The sequence below is a fragment of the Bradyrhizobium sp. 132 genome (assembly GCF_023074185.1).
Taxonomy (GTDB): Bacteria; Pseudomonadota; Alphaproteobacteria; order Rhizobiales; family Xanthobacteraceae; genus Bradyrhizobium.
In genome coordinates this window covers 64721-81081 of record NZ_JADPKY010000071.1, presented here as the reverse complement: position 1 = coordinate 81081, position 16361 = coordinate 64721, and the positions used below count along the sequence as shown (strand labels likewise).

Below are 16361 nucleotides of genomic sequence, written 5' to 3'. Positions count from 1 at the left end.
CCCCCTACTTTGCTAGTGCGGCAAGGGTGTCCCGGTACTTGTCCATGAGGTCGTCGGCGATTTCCATCGTCCGCCCGAAATCGGGATCATAGGGCAGCAGTTGGAAACCACCGCCCGGCAATTCCACGATGTGCAGTTGCTGTCCGCGCTTGAGGTCAAGTCGCTGCATCAGCTCGCGCGGAAGCAGCAGTCCATCTGAATTACCGATCTTCTTGATCTCGATCTTCATGGTCGTCCCACCGTACTGCGTTATACAATTGTATAACGCAGTACGGGTCGCGGTTCAACAAATGTTTTACATCGACCCTAGAGGCTCCTTACGCCTCAGCCCATTGCTTCCAGCTCGTCGATCATGCCGGCGATGACCGAGAGGCCGCTGTCCCAGAACTTCGGGTCCTTGGCATCGAGCCCGAACGGCCGCAGCAGCTCGGAATAATGCTTGGTGCCGCCGGCGGCGAGCATGTCGAGATAGCGCTCGGCAAAGCCCTCGGCCGCGTTCTCGTAGACGGCGTAGAGCGAGTTCACGAGGCAATCGCCGAACGCATAGGCGTAGACGTAGAACGGCGAATGGATGAAGTGCAGGATGTACATCCAGTAGTTCTCGTAGCCCGCCTTGATCTCGATTGCCGGCCCCAGGCTCTCGCCTTGCACCGACAGCCAGATCTCGCCGAGCCGCGTCGCGGTGAGCTCGCCGTTCTTGCGCTCGGTGTGGACCGCGCGCTCGAACGAATAGAACGCGATCTGCCGCACCACGGTGTTGATCATGTCCTCGACCTTGCCGGCGAGCAGCGCCTGGCGCTGCTTTGGGTTCCTGGTCTGCGCCAGCAGCCGCCGGAAGGTCAGCATCTCGCCGAACACGCTTGCGGTCTCCGCCAGCGTCAGCGGCGTCGGTGCCATCAGCGCGCCGTTCCTGGCCGCCAGCACCTGATGCACGCCGTGGCCGAGCTCATGGGCGAGCGTCATCACGTCGCGCGGCTTGCCCTGGTAGTTCATCAGTACGTAAGGGTGCGCCGACGGCGTGGTCGGATGCGAGAACGCGCCCGGTGCCTTGCCCGGGCGTACCGGCGCGTCGATCCAGCGATCGGTGAAGAAGCGCTCGGCGATATCAGCCATTTCAGGCGAGAAGCCACGATAGGCCGTCAGCACCATGTTCCGCGCGTCGGGCCAGCCGATGACGCCGGTCGCCGCGAAAGGCAGCGGCGCATTGCGGTCCCAGGAAGCCAGGCGCTTCTTGCCGAACCAGCGTGCCTTCAGCGCGTAATAGCGATGCGACAATTTTGGATAGGCCGCGCGCACCGAGGCGACCAGCGCATCCACCACCTCGCGTTCGACGCGGTTGTTCAAATGGCGGGAATCCGCGACGTCCTTGAAGCCGCGCCAGCTGTCTGAGATGTCCTTGTCCTTGGCCAGCGTGTTGGTGATCAGCGCAAAGATGCGCTCATTGGCCTTGAAGGTCTTTGCGAGCGCCTCGGCCGCGGCCTTGCGCTTGGCGCCGTCGCGGTCCTGCAGCAGATTGAGCGTCGGCTCGATTGCGAGCTCCTTGGTCCCGACCTTGAAACGCAGGCCCGAGATGGTCTGATCGAACAGCCGGTTGAAGGCGGAATAGCCGGTCTGCGACTTCTCCAGAAAGAGCTGCTCGAGCTTGTCGTCGAGCTGGTACGGCTTCTCCTTGCGCAGATCCTCGATCCAGGGACGGTAGTGCGCGAGCTCGGCGGCCTGCATCGCGCGGTTCAATATATCGTCATCGACACGATTGAGCTCGAGCGCGAAGAACAGCAAATGCGTCGATGCAGCCGTCAGCCGCTCGGAAACGTCGCCGTAAAACTTTGAAATCGCAGGGTCCACGCTGTCGCCGGCATGGACGAGACCGGCGTAGGAGCCGAGACGGCCGGCGAGGTCGTCGATCGCCTCATAGCGTCGCACGGCTTCAGTGAGCCATTTTCCGCCATCTTCCTTTGCTGTTCCTGTTGCGAGCTTGCCCTTGTAGTCCGTCTCGAACGCGACGCAATCGGCATCCATCTTTGCGAGATCGCGCGCCACTTCCGGCGCATCGATCCCGGTATAGAGATCGGCGAGGTTCCACTCCGGAAGCTTGCCGGTCTTGCTCGCAGGCTTGGCGGGTGAAGACTTGGCGAGCGAGGGCTTGGCAAGCGACGGTTTGGAGGACTTGACCTTGGCTGCGGATTTCCTGGTGTTCGGCTTGCGGAGAGCGGGCTTGCTAGCGGCGGATTTCTTAACTGCAAACTTGGAGCGCGAATTCATTGTGTGGGAAACCTGTGTTCAACAATCGCGACAGCGGGCGGGGGCATCAAGGTTTAAGAGTGCGTTAATCGGCTTCGGCCAGAGTGCCCCGATTCGAGACAGATAGTAGTAGCGTGCGGGGAACACCATGGCTGCCAGTATTTTGATCGCCGACGACGACGCTGTAGCCCGCCGGCTGGTCGAAAACATGGTGCAGAAATGCGGCTATGAGACGATCGTCGTGGATTCCGGCGACGCCGCGATCGCCGTCCTCACCGCCCCCGATGCGCCCGTTATCGACGGCGTCATCCTCGATCTCGTGATGCCCGGCCTCGACGGCATGGGCGTGCTGGCGAAAATCCGCGAAGCGGGCCTCAGCATCCCCGTCATCGTGCAGACCGCCCATGGCGGCATCGACAATGTGATCTCGGCAATGCGCGCGGGGGCGGCTGATTTCGTGGTCAAGCCGGTCGGCCTGGAGCGGCTCCAGGTCTCTCTTCGCAACGCGCTCAATTCGTCCGCGCTCAAGGGCGAATTGCAGCGCATCCGTCACAGCCGCGAGGGCCGGCTGACCTTCTCCGACATCATCACCCGCGCCGAGGCGATGGCGGACGTGATGCGCGCAGCGCAGAAAGCAACAAACTCCTCGATCCCCGTGCTGATCGAAGGCGAGTCCGGCGTCGGCAAGGAGATGTTCGCGCGCGCCATCCATGGCAGCGGCGAGCGCAAGGCAAAACCGTTCGTCGCAGTCAATTGCGGCGCGATCCCCGACAACCTCGTTGAGTCCATCCTGTTCGGTCACGAGAAGGGTGCCTTCACCGGCGCCACCGAGCGTCACACCGGCAAGTTCGTCGAAGCCCACGGCGGCACGCTGTTTCTGGACGAGGTCAGCGAGCTGCCGCTGACCGCGCAGGTCAAGCTGCTCCGCGCGCTGCAGGAAGGCGCGGTCGAGGCGGTCGGCGGCCGCAAACCCGTGAAGGTCGACGTCCGCATCATCTCGGCGACCAACCGCAGGCTGCTGGAGCGGGTCAAGCAGGGACACTTCCGGGAAGATTTGTTCTATCGCCTTCACGTCCTGCCGCTGACGATCCCCTCGCTGCGCTCCCGGCGCGAGGACATCCCGCATCTGCTCAGGCATTTCCTGGCGCGCTTTGCCGCCGAGGAAAACCGCTCCATCACCGGCATCAGCGGCGAGGCCGTTGCGCACCTCGCCCAGCTCGATTGGCCCGGCAACATCCGCCAGCTCGAAAACGCGGTTTACCGCGCCGTGGTGATGAGCGAGGGCGACCAGCTTGGCCTTGACGACTTCCCCCTGCTCGGCTCGCAGCCGCATCCGGGAACCGACATTCCGACCGCGCCGCTGATGCTGGAGCCGATGGCGGTCCCCTCCGTCGTGTCGGGTAATGAAATACCGATCGCGCCGCTGCCCCTGGCGGGTGCCCTCTCTATGCTGACCGCGACCGGCGAGGTCCGACCGCTGGAGGACATCGAGAACGAGATCATCCGCTTCGCGATCTCCCATTACCGCGGGCAGATGTCCGAGGTCGCCCGCCGCCTCAAAATCGGCCGGTCCACCCTCTACCGCAAACTCGACGAAGCCGGGGTTCCCGGCCATGGCGGCAAAAGCGGTGAGGAGACGCACTGAGCCTGACGCGAAGGGGGGTTCGTGCGGGCGGCGCGAGACTACTGTAAGCCGTTCGCATGACGATGGAATTCGACTGCGCGGTGAACCGTGACTTGGAAGTGACAGACACAGGGAAAAGCGCGTGGCCGAAGCGCACAATACGTTGCCAAAGGGCTTCCTTGAAGTCAGTTTGTCGTGAGTTGTCCCGGGTAGCGCTGGCTGCGAAATCGGGGCCTGTATATCGTCTGCGTAAGAATCGTTGCGTGCAGGCGTGCAACTTTCGAGAGGCCGGCGCGGTTTAGCCGAAGCTCATTAGGCGATAACAAAGCTGTTCCACGAGGGACAGTTCACCCGAGGGGTGCGACACAATGCGTGACTGTTTGAACCACCGTGCAGGCTTTGACCGTGTCTTGATGACGGTCGCTGCGACCTTCCTCACGGTATCGGCCAGCTCAGCCTTGGCGCAGGATCAGGCGCGCAGCAGCGCTGCCGAGCTTGCGATCGAAGCTGCGATCCCGCGCCCCGAACCCGCAAACGTCCCGCCCCCGACCGCATCCGACATCAAGCTCGACACCACCGCCGCTATTCAGGAACCGGCCAAGGAGGCCGTGAAGGCCGAAGCTGCACCGGCCCCCGATAAGGTTGAGAGCAAGCCTTCCGATGTCGCCACCACGCCCCCGACAGAGGCGCCGAAGAGCGAGGCGGCCAAGTCTGAACCCGCGACGTCTGAACCCGCGAAGACTGAACCCGCCAAGGCCGACACCGCAACCACAACGCCGACCGCTCCCTCTGCACCTGCCGTCGCAGCAACCCCGGCCTCAGAGCCGGTGAAGGCCGCGAGCAACGTTCCCGCCGCCGATCAGCCGGTCGCCGACAAGCTCAAAGACATCATCGGCGCCAAGACCTCGCGCCATTTCGACCGCAAGAACGAGCGCGCGGCGATCGAGAAGTTTTACGGTGCACGCGACTTCGCGCCGGTCTGGACCCAGGGCGGCAGCCTGACCCCTGCAGCCAAGGGCGTGATCGCACGGCTGAAGGATGCGGCGTCCGACGGTCTCAATCCCGCCGATTACCAGCTGCCGGATTTTGCCGCCGCCACGACGCCCGATGCACTCGCCGATGCCGAGCTCAAGCTCACCGCCAGCATGTTCGACTATGCGCGCCAGGCCCAGAGCGGCCGCATGCACTGGTCGCAGGTCAGCGGCGACATCCTCTATCCGGAACACCCGACCGATCCGAGCGACGTGCTCGCCAAGGTCACGACCGCGACCGATGCCTCCGCGGCCCTCGACAGCTATAACCCGCCGCAGAAGCTCTACAAGGAGCTGAAGGCGAAGCTCGCGGAGCTCCGCGACCAGGGCAACGGCCCGGTGATCGAGATCGCCGACGGTCCGGCGCTGAAGTACACCCCGGCCGGCAAGAAGCGGGCTGAAATCGTCGTTGAAGATCCGCGCGTGCCGCAGCTGCGCGCCAAGCTCGGCCTCGCCGAGAACGCCAGCGACACGCGCTATGACGCTGCGGTCGCCGAAGCCGTGCGCAAATTCCAGAACGGCGCCGAGATCAAGGCGACCGGCATCCTCGATGACAAGACGGTCAAGGCGATCAACACACCGAAGCGCGACAAGCAGATCGACGTGGTGCTGGTGAATATGGAGCGCTGGCGCTGGCTGCCGCGCGACCTCGGCGTTCCCGCGCTGGGCGACGCCTATGTCATCCTTAACATCCCCGACTACACGCTGAAGGTGATGCAGCGCGGGCAGCAGGTCTGGACCACCCGCGTCGTCACCGGCAAGCCGGGCACGCATGCGACCCCGCTGCTCACCGAGACGATGAAGTACATCACGGTCAATCCGACCTGGAACGTGCCGCCGTCGATCGTCTACAACGAATATTTGCCGGCGCTTCAGCAGGACCCGACCGTGCTCCAGCGCATGGGCCTCAAGCTCGAACAGAACCGCGACGGCTCGGTGCACATCTCGCAGCCGCCGGGTGAAGCCAACGCGCTCGGCCGCATCCGCTTCAACTTCCCGAACAAGTTCTTGGTCTATCAGCACGACACGCCAGACAAGAACCTGTTCGCCAGGGACGAGCGCGCCTTCAGCCATGGCTGCATGCGCGTGCAGAACCCGGATCAGTACGCCTCCATCCTGCTCAACATCGCGCTGCCGAACGAGAAGTACACGCCGGAGCGCGTGCGCAGCATGTACGGTAAGAGCGAAATCGACCTGAAATTCCCGACCCCGATCCCGGTCAACATCACCTACCAGACCGCATTCGTGGACGATGGCGGCAAGCTGCAATTCCGCAAGGACGTCTATGGCCGCGACGCGACCATGATCAACATCCTGAAGAACGGCCGCGGCAAGGATCTCGAGAACGTCGTCGCGCATTCCCAGCCGAGCTATTCACGCCCGGCAACGACGCTGCCGAACGGCGTGTTGGCAGCCAACAATGGCGGCTCGTCCGGCCTGAATTTCTTCGAGCGGCTGTTCGGAGCCCCGACCCCGCCGCCGGCTCCGGTCGGTCGCCGACCGCAGCAGCAGCGGGTATTCACCCGCTGAGACCGGCGCCGAGCGGGCCTGATTCCTGAAATTCTGCAACAACATCAGCGGCCTCATCCTCTGGATGGGGTCGCTTAACGTTAACCATTCTCCACCCGACCTCAGGCAGCGGGCGTTTTTTTGCCACACTCACCCGGTTAGGATTGTAGTCTGACTTGGTTTGGGGGCAGGAAGGTCAACCTCAAGTTAACCTTCTCGCTTTAAGAAAGCGTTCACCCTCTTTCGCGCGCTAACGGGGTTAGCGGGAGAGTCCATTTTGAACGCTGGTCGACTGGGTGGGCTCTAACGTGCTGACTGGTATCGCACGCCAATTCGCTGCGCTGTCGTTGTCCCATGCGGGAGTGAAGGCCGGCTCTCGGATCGGCCTCGCTGCCGTATTGCTGCTTGCTGCCGCAGGTTCAGTTCACAATGCGGCCGCGCTGAACGAGACCAAGACGCTCTCCTTCCACCACACCCATTCCGGCGAAGACCTTACCGTCACCTTCAAGCGCGACGGGCGTTACGACGAAGCGGCGCTGAAGCAGCTCAACCACTTCCTGCGCGACTGGCGCACCCAGGACGAGACGGTCATGGACCGTCACCTCTTCGACATCCTCTGGGAAGTGTATCGCGACGTCGATGCCAAGCAGCCGATCCAGATCATCTCCTCCTACCGCTCGCCCGCCACCAACGCCATGCTCCGCCGCCGCTCCTCCGGGGTGGCGCGCTTCAGCCAGCACATGCTGGGACATGCGATGGACTTCCACATTCCGGGCGTGCCGCTGGAGCAAATCCGCTTTGCCGGCCTGCGCCTTCAGCGCGGCGGCGTCGGCTTCTATCCGACCTCCGGTTCGCCCTTCGTGCATCTGGACACCGGCAGCATCCGGCACTGGCCGCGCATGACGCATGACCAGCTCGCCCGCGTCTTCCCGGACGGCCGCACCGTCCATGTCCCGACCGATGGCACGCCGCTGAAGGGTTATGAGCTTGCCAAGGCCGACATCGAGCGCCGCGGAAGCGGCGACGACGCCGGCAGCAAGCCGAATTTCTTTGTCGCATTGTTCAAGGGCAAGCCGGCCCCGGCCGCCACGAGCAGCGACGAGGATGACGAGGGCGCGCCCGCCCCGGCCGCGAAGCCCGCCGCGCCGACCGTGGTCGCCTCCGCAGTCAAGCCGGCCGATCCGGTGCCGACGCCGCGCGCCAAGCCGTCGATCGCAGCGACGTTCCAGCTCGCTTCGGCCGATGCGCAGCTCCTGGCGCCGCCCAAGCCGAAGCCCGCGCCCGTGGTTGAAAAGCCGGCCACCGGCAAATCTGCCGACGCAAAGCTCGAGACCCCGGCCGACATCATCAACGCCCGCGGCTTCTGGGACGCCCCGGCCACGCCGCAACAGGCCACGCCGGCCCAAGTGGCTGCGCTGAAAGCCCGCCAGGCACTTGCAGCTGCCACCGATCCGCAGCCGACCGCGAGCGTCTCCAACGCCGCCTATCAGGCGCTGGCCTATGCGCCGGCGTCCGCGGCGCCGGTCGACCGCGCCAACGTCGTCGCCGCCTCCGCACCGATCCCGCGCTCCGCCCGTCCCGCCTCCGCGGCGCGCAACCTAGCGCCCGCGACCGAGATCAACACGGTTGTCGGCAAGCGCATCGATGGCATGGTCGCGACCGCGACCCGGCTCTCCGCCGCCAAGGGCGAAAGCATCTGGCTCAAGATCGTGATGCTGTCGCCGAGCGCCAGCCGTGCGATGTCGGTCACGCTGATGGGCGAGCTCGACATGGCCGCAATGCGCGCCTACTTCGTCAAGCCGCAGGCCGTGATCGCCATGGGTTTTGCCGACGATCCGATGCAAGGCCTGTCCTGCGACAGCTTTACGGGCAGTGCGACCGCGAAACTCGAGACGACATCATTCGTGGTCCGCACCGCCGCGCTGCGCTGAGCTCTTTCCCCTCACACAGTTCTGATTTTCCAAATCTTGGTGCGCATCTGCTAAGGAGGATTCCTCCACTTCCAGCGGGTAATCACCCGGTATCGCTGCGCATTCCAACCGCGCATTGTGGCCTTCGCGCTTGCCTTGTGCGACCGCAGACAACTCCAACTTCGCATGACGGCATGCGGTCCATCCCAAGCCGTCACCGGATCAAGAAACTTCCACCGGAAACAATCGGAAGAGTCTCGCAGGCCAACAAGCGGGCGCAGGCCCGACGACACTCCCAACGCAGGCGCGGCAATTGAGACGGAGACCGACAATCCTGCGGATTGAGGCTGCGTGCCAGCAGCAACCGCGTTGCCCCAGCGCAATCCGGGAATGCAACGCTCGCTGCGAGATCCCGGATTTCGCGGAGCTTGTCATCGGGCGCCGCGTCGCGCCGACCCGTTGGGTCCATCCGGACTACAAGTCCGCGGTTTCTATCTGGCTTTCCTGGCCCGGCGATCCAGATGATACGTCAACGCCAGCGACAGGCAGACGGATAGCGGCTGCTTCGGCAGCGCGCCCGATGCCGGCAACAGCAAAGCCCTGGTTTGCCGATACTCGAACTGATCGGCAAAGCGCTCGCGGAACGTATCGATCAGCGTCGTCTTGCAGTTGAACAAGATGGCGGCGTGCTCGGACTCTTTAATGCGCCCGAGCCGGATCGTGCTGCCGCTGCCGGTCTCGTCGGTCAGATAAGCAGGCTCCCCCCATTTGAGGGTTTCGCTGAGCCGACCGACCTCCTCTTGCGCCGCGGCGGTCGCGAAGATCAGCGCACGCACCTGGAGCAGCCGCTTGCTGATCGGCGCCGGGAAGGCGTCGAAGGCACGGCTCACCTCGCGCGGCAGCGTCGGAGCAGTCACAGTTTCACCCTCGATGGATCACCAATCGGTCTCCGCTGTGCCCCAGATCAAGCCGGCAGGCCTGCCCGGAGAAGGCCCGCCTGATAGCGCTGACGATCAACGTCTCGCTTATAATGCTGGGTAGAGAGATGATTGGCCACCGAAAATGCCGGTTCACGCTTGAGAACTTCGACCGCGTGCGCGCCAGCAGCAATCGCGTTGCCCATTTGCGCGAAGATCCCCGCAAGGAACGCGTGATGGGTGTGATCGGGGCGTGTGATCCGTGAGAAGGCCTCGGCGGCTTCGGCGTATTTCTCGGCACAATAATAGGCGCGCCCGAGATGGCTCCAGAAGCGTTCCGGGTGATACGGGTTGAGCCGCATCGCTTTCTTGATCCAGTCGATGCCCTCTTCAGGCCGGCCCAGCCAGGTCAGCAGTTCGCCCTGTTGCACCACCACAAGATCGTAGTTCGGGTTGAGCGCGAGCGCCCGCTCCTGATGGTAGGTGGCCCTGTCATGGTCGTCGCGGTTCAGATTGAGCGCCGCGAGGATGCGGTGGACGTCGCTGTCATTGTCGTCGAGGCCCAGCGCGGTCTCCAGCTCTGAAGCCACCTGTTGGAAGGTGGCGTCGCGATCCGCGCACCAGCTATAGACCCAAGTCTGGCCCAGGACGCACGCCTTCCACGCGTGTGCGTGAGCATAGTTTGCATCGAGTTCGAGCGCCCGGTCGAGCAGAAGTTGCGCCCGCGCATTGTCTTCGCGATTGGAGCGATGGTGTAAGACCTTGGCGGCCAGCACGCATTCATAAGCCGCCATGTTGTCCGTGGGCTTGCGATTCGCCCGATCGTGCGTCGCCGCCTCGACGCGGCCGGGCAACGTGGCGGCGATCGCCCGGGTCATCTCGTCCTGGATGGCGAAGATGTCCATGAGCTCGCCGTCGTAGCGTTCGGCCCAAATGTGCCGGTCGGTTTCCGCATCGATCAGCTGCACGGTGACGCGGACGCGACCTCCGGCCTTTCGCACACTGCCCTCGATGACATAATCGACGCCGAATTCGCGGCCGACGTCCTGCACCTTGACCGCCTTGCCCTTGTACACGAAGGTCGAGTTGCGGGAGATCACCAACAGGTCGTGGAAGCGTGAAAGCTCGGTGATGATGTCTTCGGTCAGACCATCCGCAAAGAACTCCTGCTCCGGGTCGCCACTCATGTTGGCGAAGGGCAGCACGGCAATGGACGGCTTCTTCGACTTGTCCGTCGCCTTTGCAGTGCCCTTCGTGCCGTCTGATGCGCTTGCCGGACTCTCCAGTCGAATCCGGTAGACGCGGATTGGACGGACGATGTTCTTGACGTTCTGCTCGCCGATATCCTCGAATGCAACACCATCAAGGCGCAGGCCGAGCTGGTCGCGCACCGCGCTCGAGATGCAGATACCTCCGGGCTCGGCCAGTGCCTCCAACCGTGCCGCGACGTTGACGCCGTCGCCGAAAATGTCGTTCTGGTCGACGATCACGTCGCCCAGATTGATACCGATGCGGAATTGCATCCATCGCGGCGGCGGGACGTCGGCATTGCGTCGCCCCATCCGGCTCTGAATCTCAGCAGCGCACAGCACGGCGTCGACGACGCTATGGAATTCGACGAGCATGCCGTCGCCCGTCGTTTTGATGATGCGGCCGTGATTTTTGGCAATGGCCGGATCGATGAGCTCGATCCGGTGGGTCTTGAGGCGTGCGAGCGTACCAGCCTCGTCCACCTCCATGAGCCGACTAAAGCCGACCATGTCAGCCGCGAGGACCGCTGCGAGTCTGCGCTCAGGTCCAGGCACATCCATTGCTCGGTCCCTTCGCCGAGCACTCTAGCAGACGAGCGGATTTTGCCCAAGCTGGGTGCGCTGCAAATTGGGGCGGGACGAGGTACCCCGACTGGTGGCGCCGCGGCCTCATCGGCTCAGATCATCCCCAGCGCCTGCATGTAGGTCTCAAGGATCGTCTCGGCCTCGGCGCGCTCGTTCGGGTCCTGCTTGCGCATCCGCACGATGGCGCGCAGTGCCTTGACGTCGTAGCCATTGCCCTTGCTCTCGGCATAGACGTCGCGGATGTCGTCGGAGATCGCCTTCTTCTCTTCCTCCAGCCGCTCGATGCGCTCGATGATGGATTTGAGCTGGTCCTTGGCAAATTTCGTCGCGGGTTCGTCGTCGCGGACGGCGGCGGTGGTGGCCATCTTGGTACTCCAAATGGAACTGGCAAAACGAGGTGACGCCGGCATCCTCACCGCGCGTGCTGGTTAGACCCTTAGGGTCCGTACCTCTCGCGTTCAAGGCAGCATCGCGCTCGTCCACAGCGCGCCCACACCTTCCTGCGGCGTATCGAAGAAAGCTGTTGTGTGATGCGACTCAGGCGCGACGTGTCGGCCCGGCCGAGGACGCGGCCGTTCAGTGCCCGGGATGAACCTTCTTCATGGCCTCGAGTTGCTCGGGCGTGGCCCCGCCCTGGTATTTCGACTTCCAGGTCTCGTAGGGCATGCCGTAGACGGCTTCCCGGCTCTCGTCCTTGCTCAAGGCGACGCCTTGGGCGTCGGCGGCGTCCTTGAGCCAGTTGGACAGGCAGTTGCGGCAGAAGCCCGCGAGGTTCATCAAGTCGATGTTCTGGACGTCCGTCCGCGTCTTCAAATGATCGACCAGGCGCCGGAAAGCGGCGGCCTCGAGCTCCGTTCTGGTTTTGTCGTCGATTGCCATGGCTGGATCCCCTCGGCTTGCGAATTGGCTCTGACCCGGATGGGGTCACCCTTACGAGATCAGATGGGCCCTGTCACAGATTTTGCCATATCGCGGCGCAAACGGGCGCCAAGCTGGCTTCGGGCCGTTCCCGGGGCCCTACGCCAAATCGTCAATGATCTGATATAGCTTCCGCGACAATGATCGCCGAATCTCCCCGCTCCCCCCTTCACCTGCTCGCCCGGTTGGTCCCGGTGCTGGTGGTTGCCCTGCTGTGCCTCTGCGCCAGCCCGGCTTCCGCCGATTTCCGGCTCTGCAACAACACGTCGAGCCGGGTCGGCATCGCGCTGGGCTACAAGGATGCCGAGGGCTGGACCACCGAAGGCTGGTGGAACATCTCGTCCCGCTCCTGCGAGACCCTGCTGCGGGGAACGCTGGTCGCCCGTTTCTATTACATCTACGCCATCGACTATGACCGCGGCGGCGAATGGTCGGGCCAAGCCTTCATGTGCTCGCGCGACAAGGAATTCACCATCCGCGGCACCGACGATTGCCTCGCGCGCGGCTATGACCGGACCGGCTATTTCGAGGTCGATACCGGCGAGCAGCGCGCCTGGACGGTGCAGCTCACCGACACCAACGAGCAGCCGTCAAAACAGCAGCGTGTGCCCGGCCTGCCCGGGCCGGTCGGCCCGGGGGTTCCGGGTTTGCCCAATGGGCCGCCCGGTGGTACGCCCCCCGCCGCGCCTGGCCTCCCGCCAGCTCTCTCGCCCCCGTCTGGAAATAAGCCATGAGGCGTCTTCGCCGTATCAAGATACTCGCGACCCTGGGACCCGCGTCTTCGGACCTCGCGATGATCCGCCGCCTGTTCGAGGCCGGCGCCGACCTTTTCCGCATCAACATGAGCCACACCCCGCATGACAAGATGCGGGAGCTGGTGGCGACGATCCGCAACGTCGAGAGCAGCTATGGCCGGCCGATCGGCATCCTGGTCGACCTCCAGGGGCCGAAGCTTCGGCTCGGCGCCTTCGCCGAAGGCGCGGTCCAGCTCCAGAACGGCCAGGCCTTCACGCTGGATTCCGACAAGACACCGGGCGACGCCACCCGGGTCCAGCTTCCGCATCCGGAGATTCTGGCCGCGCTGCGGCCGGGCCATTCGCTGCTGCTTGACGACGGCAAGGTGCGGCTGATCGCCGAGGAGACCTCGAAGGAGCACGCGGTGACCCGCGTCGTGGTCGGCGGCCGGATGTCCGACCGCAAGGGCGTCAGCCTGCCCGACACCGACCTGCCGGTCTCGGCGATGACGCCGAAGGACCGCGCCGACCTCGAGGCGGCGCTGGTCACCGGCGTCGACTGGATCGCGCTGTCCTTCGTGCAGCGCGCCGACGACGTGATCGAGGCCAAGAAAATGATCCGCGGCCGCGCCGCGGTGATGGCCAAGATCGAGAAGCCGCAGGCGATCGATCGCCTCGCCGACATCATCGACGCCTCCGACGCGCTGATGGTGGCGCGCGGCGACCTCGGTGTCGAGCTGCCGCTGGAGCGCGTGCCGGGCCTGCAGAAGCAGATGACGCGCATGGCGCGGCGCGCCGGCAAGCCGGTGGTGATCGCGACCCAGATGCTGGAATCAATGATCCAGTCGCCGGTGCCGACCCGCGCTGAAGTCTCCGACGTCGCCACTGCCGTCTACGAAGGCGCGGACGCCATCATGCTGTCGGCGGAGTCGGCGGCCGGCAAATTCCCGGTCGAGGCCGTCTCGACCATGAACCGCATCGGCGAGGAGGTCGAGCGCGACCCGATCTATCGCTCCGTCATCACCGCACAGCGCCCCGCTCCGGAATCCACCGCCGGCGATGCCATCGCGGACGCCGCGCGGCAGATCGCCGAGACGCTCGACCTGCCGGCGCTGATCTGCTGGACCAGCTCAGGCTCGACTGCTTCGCGCGTGGCGCGAGAGCGGCCGAAGCCGCCGATCGTGGCGATCACGCCCAACATTTCCGCCGGACGCCGGCTCGCCGTGGTCTGGGGCGTGCATTGCGTGGTGGCGGAAGACGCGCGCGACCAGGACGACATGGTGAACCGCGCCGGCCAGATCGCGTTTCGGGACGGCTTCGTCCGCGCCGGCCAGCGCGTGCTCATCGTCGCCGGCGTGCCGCTCGGCATCCCCGGCACCACCAACATGGTGCGCATCGCCTCGGTCGGCCCCGAGGGCGAAGCGGATATCTAGGTCCGCCAGCACAGGGCCAACAAAAAAGTCGAAAACAACCCCATGCACAGTAAGCCGGCCGGTCCGGCGGATATGCTGGGGATCCGCGAAAAAACGTGCCGGGACAAAGGCTTGAGCGCGATCAGGTCCCCACGGCGATCAGGCGGACGTTTTACGCCCCAACCAGCGCTTTCGCCGTCGGTAGCAGCGTCTGCTGCACCACGAGACCCCTGGCGCGGGCGTCCATGACGCCGACCGCGCGCAGCGCCAGCAGCGTCACCGTCTGCACGGCATCGCGCATCCTGGCGGGATCTTCGAGATTATCCGGCGCGAGCGGTCCGACCAGAGCCTCGTGCAGCGCGCCGAGCAGCGCAGTAGCGGCGAGGCCTGTATCCTGCGCCGGCAGGTGGCCCGCACGCACGGCGGCGTCGATCCGCGAGGCCATCTCGCCCGCAATCTCCCGCCGGCTGGCGAGGCGCGAGGCGCTGACATCGACATCCACCGGTTCGGCCAGGATGCCCCAGGCCAGCCTGCGCTGCGACAGGGTATGGACCGCCACGGTGGTCACCGCCGCGGCCAGCGCCGAGGACGGCCCCGGCGCGGCATCGGCCGCCCGGCGGATCGCCGCGAGCTCGTCGCGCGAGACCTCGGCGATCAATTCGGAGATCAGCTCGGCCTTGGAGGGGAAGTAGCGGTAGACCGTACCCGCAGCGACGCTGGCGCGAATCGCGACCGGCGCAATCTGCACCGCCGCCATCCCGCCTTCCGCCGCCGCCTCCCGCGCCGCCGCCAGTATCGCACTGCGCCTTGCCGCAAGGCGCTTCACTACTTGATGCGTCCGCCGATAAACCATGGCGCGCTTCCTGTCCCACACGCCAGCCGCACGCCCTGCGGCCGAACGCTTCGTCACTGATGCCGCAAATCGCCCCGCAAGGACTGAACAACTATTCAAACTGCATGACAAGGTGCAAATGCATGAAGCATCGCGCGAAAAAAGCGAAAACCTCAAAACAGCTAAAAACGTCGCCAACTGGTTTGGCGAAGGGGTAACCACGAAAGTTACCGCCATCTTAAACCTGCTCCGCGACTGTGCTGCGGTACTGCGATCCCACCTCGGTGCAGCATGGTCGACACGGACGCCCGGACCGCCTGGCAGCTCTTCCACCTGAACTGGCTTCCCATCGTAGCCATGGGCAGCCTGCTGGCATTCGGCCTCCCCTTGACTGGCCTGAGCCTCGAGCCTGTCGCCTACGGCGTGACGCTGGCGGTCGCTGCGGTCCTGCTCGCGCTGGCCTATGGCCACCGCATCGTCAAAGGCGAGCTTGCCGACCCGAAGCTGCTGTTTTCGCTCGGCACGATCGGACAGATCATTCTCACCTGCGCCATCGTCGGACCGCTCAGCTACGTCGCGGGCAAGCTGAACTGGCCGCTGCAGGACCAGGCGCTGCTTGCGATCGACCGTGCGCTCGGCCTCGATCCCGAACCGATCGCGCGATACGTCAACGACCATCCCTGGCTCGCGGACGTGCTCGCTCGCGGATACGGGCTGATCAAACTGCCGCTGCTCGGCGTCCCCGTCGTGCTGGCGCTGACGGCGCGCTATGTGCGGCTGCAGTTGTTCATGCTGGCGATGAGCCTCGCGCTCGCGGTCACCATCGCGATCTCCGCCATCGTGCCCGCGATCGGTACCTATTGGGGACTGCAACTGTCCGCTGCGCATTTCCCCGAGATCAGCACGGTGGTCTATGCCGGACAGTTGCGCGACATCCTCGCACTTCGCGACGACAGCCTGCACGAACTCCGGCTGTTCTTCCTCTCCGGCATCGTCTCGTTTCCGAGCTTCCACGCCGCGTCGGCCGTGCTCTACATGTGGGCGCTGTGGCCGGTGCGTGGCCTCGGCGGCATCGCGGCCGCGCTCAATCTCCTGATGATCGCAGCGACGCCGGTGATCGGCGCGCATTACATCATCGACGTCGCCGGCGGCATCGCGGTCGCCGCAGCGTCGATCTGGGCGGCGAAGTTCTATCTGCAATGGCACGGCCGGGCGTCGCGAACGTCTGTCGCGCCTGCTCCGTCGCCGGTCTGGCAGACCAGCCTCGCGGAATGACAGGCGGCAAATTGCGGCAGGATTTCGCAAAGGCGCGTAGCGCCGTGCCACCAGCAACCCTCAGTATCCGATATTCTCGACGGCGGACACGCTTCCGTCTTTGCATTCTTCGAACTGCGGCAG

14 protein-coding genes are annotated in these 16361 nt (G+C 64.7%); 7 read left to right on the top strand and 7 right to left on the bottom strand.

Features of this window, described 5'->3' with window-relative positions; genetic code table 11:
* Nucleotides 1–4: 4 nt before the first annotated feature.
* Both IVA74_RS11515 and IVA74_RS11510 read right to left on the bottom strand, forming a co-directional pair.
* Entirely contained in the window at nt 5–229 is a 225-nt protein-coding gene (locus tag IVA74_RS11515) for an AbrB family transcriptional regulator (protein WP_247343091.1), read from the bottom strand.
* 95 nt (nt 230–324) lie between these two features.
* Complete coding sequence (locus tag IVA74_RS11510) at nt 325–2262, bottom strand: M3 family oligoendopeptidase (RefSeq protein WP_247343088.1); 1938 nt, start codon at nt 2260–2262, stop codon at nt 325–327.
* 127 nt (nt 2263–2389) lie between these two features.
* Here IVA74_RS11510 and IVA74_RS11505 point away from each other — a divergent pair, with 127 nt between their 5' ends.
* The 3 genes from IVA74_RS11505 to IVA74_RS11495 all read left to right on the top strand — a co-directional run bounded on the left by IVA74_RS11505 (nt 2390) and on the right by IVA74_RS11495 (nt 8336).
* A complete protein-coding gene (locus tag IVA74_RS11505; protein ID WP_247343085.1) occupies nt 2390–3886 on the top strand; it encodes a sigma-54 dependent transcriptional regulator in 1497 nt (498 codons plus the stop codon).
* A gap of 347 nt (nt 3887–4233) precedes the next feature.
* Nucleotides 4234–6426, top strand: a complete 2193-nt coding sequence (locus IVA74_RS11500; protein WP_247343082.1) for a L,D-transpeptidase family protein — start codon at nt 4234–4236, stop codon at nt 6424–6426.
* A 287-nt stretch (nt 6427–6713) separates the two neighbouring features.
* Nucleotides 6714–8336, top strand: coding sequence for a DUF882 domain-containing protein (locus IVA74_RS11495; protein WP_247343079.1), 1623 nt, complete (start codon nt 6714–6716; stop codon nt 8334–8336).
* A 470-nt stretch (nt 8337–8806) separates the two neighbouring features.
* On the opposite strand, the gene IVA74_RS11490 is transcribed toward IVA74_RS11495, so the two are convergent.
* From IVA74_RS11490 to IVA74_RS11475, 4 genes are all read right to left on the bottom strand, one after another.
* Nucleotides 8807–9232, bottom strand: a complete 426-nt coding sequence (locus IVA74_RS11490; RefSeq protein ID WP_247343076.1) for a DUF1801 domain-containing protein — start codon at nt 9230–9232, stop codon at nt 8807–8809.
* Between the two features lie 47 nt (nt 9233–9279).
* Nucleotides 9280–11043, bottom strand: coding sequence for an adenylate/guanylate cyclase domain-containing protein (locus IVA74_RS11485; RefSeq protein WP_247343074.1), 1764 nt, complete (start codon nt 11041–11043; stop codon nt 9280–9282).
* Nucleotides 11044–11159: 116 nt separating this feature from the next.
* Nucleotides 11160–11432: a DUF2312 domain-containing protein gene (locus IVA74_RS11480; RefSeq protein ID WP_247343070.1), complete on the bottom strand. Its 273-nt coding sequence runs from the start codon at nt 11430–11432 to the stop codon at nt 11160–11162.
* Nucleotides 11433–11643: 211 nt separating this feature from the next.
* Nucleotides 11644–11946 (bottom strand): DUF1244 domain-containing protein, encoded by a 303-nt coding sequence (locus tag IVA74_RS11475; RefSeq protein WP_247343067.1) that lies wholly within the window; start codon nt 11944–11946, stop codon nt 11644–11646.
* A 179-nt stretch (nt 11947–12125) separates the two neighbouring features.
* Here IVA74_RS11475 and IVA74_RS11470 point away from each other — a divergent pair, with 179 nt between their 5' ends.
* Together IVA74_RS11470 and pyk are read left to right on the top strand one after the other, a co-directional pair.
* Nucleotides 12126–12719, top strand: a complete 594-nt coding sequence (locus IVA74_RS11470; RefSeq protein ID WP_247343064.1) for a DUF1036 domain-containing protein — start codon at nt 12126–12128, stop codon at nt 12717–12719.
* Nucleotides 12716–14152 carry a pyruvate kinase gene (gene pyk, locus IVA74_RS11465; RefSeq protein WP_247343062.1) on the top strand — a complete coding sequence of 479 codons (1437 nt, stop codon included), beginning with the start codon at nt 12716–12718 and terminating at the stop codon, nt 14150–14152. Before IVA74_RS11470 ends, pyk begins: the two co-directional genes overlap by 4 nt.
* A gap of 151 nt (nt 14153–14303) precedes the next feature.
* Here the strand turns inward: pyk and IVA74_RS11460 are convergent, their stop codons facing one another.
* Nucleotides 14304–14984: a TetR family transcriptional regulator gene (locus IVA74_RS11460; protein ID WP_247343058.1), complete on the bottom strand. Its 681-nt coding sequence runs from the start codon at nt 14982–14984 to the stop codon at nt 14304–14306.
* Here IVA74_RS11460 and IVA74_RS11455 point away from each other — a divergent pair.
* Complete coding sequence (locus IVA74_RS11455; protein WP_247343055.1) at nt 14983–15300, top strand: hypothetical protein; 318 nt, start codon at nt 14983–14985, stop codon at nt 15298–15300. The genes IVA74_RS11460 and IVA74_RS11455 overlap by 2 nt on opposite strands.
* Nucleotides 15255–16238 (top strand): phosphatase PAP2 family protein, encoded by a 984-nt coding sequence (locus IVA74_RS11450; protein WP_247343052.1) that lies wholly within the window; start codon nt 15255–15257, stop codon nt 16236–16238. The genes IVA74_RS11455 and IVA74_RS11450 overlap by 46 nt, the downstream gene beginning before the upstream one ends.
* The last annotated feature ends 123 nt before the right edge of the window (nt 16239–16361 follow it).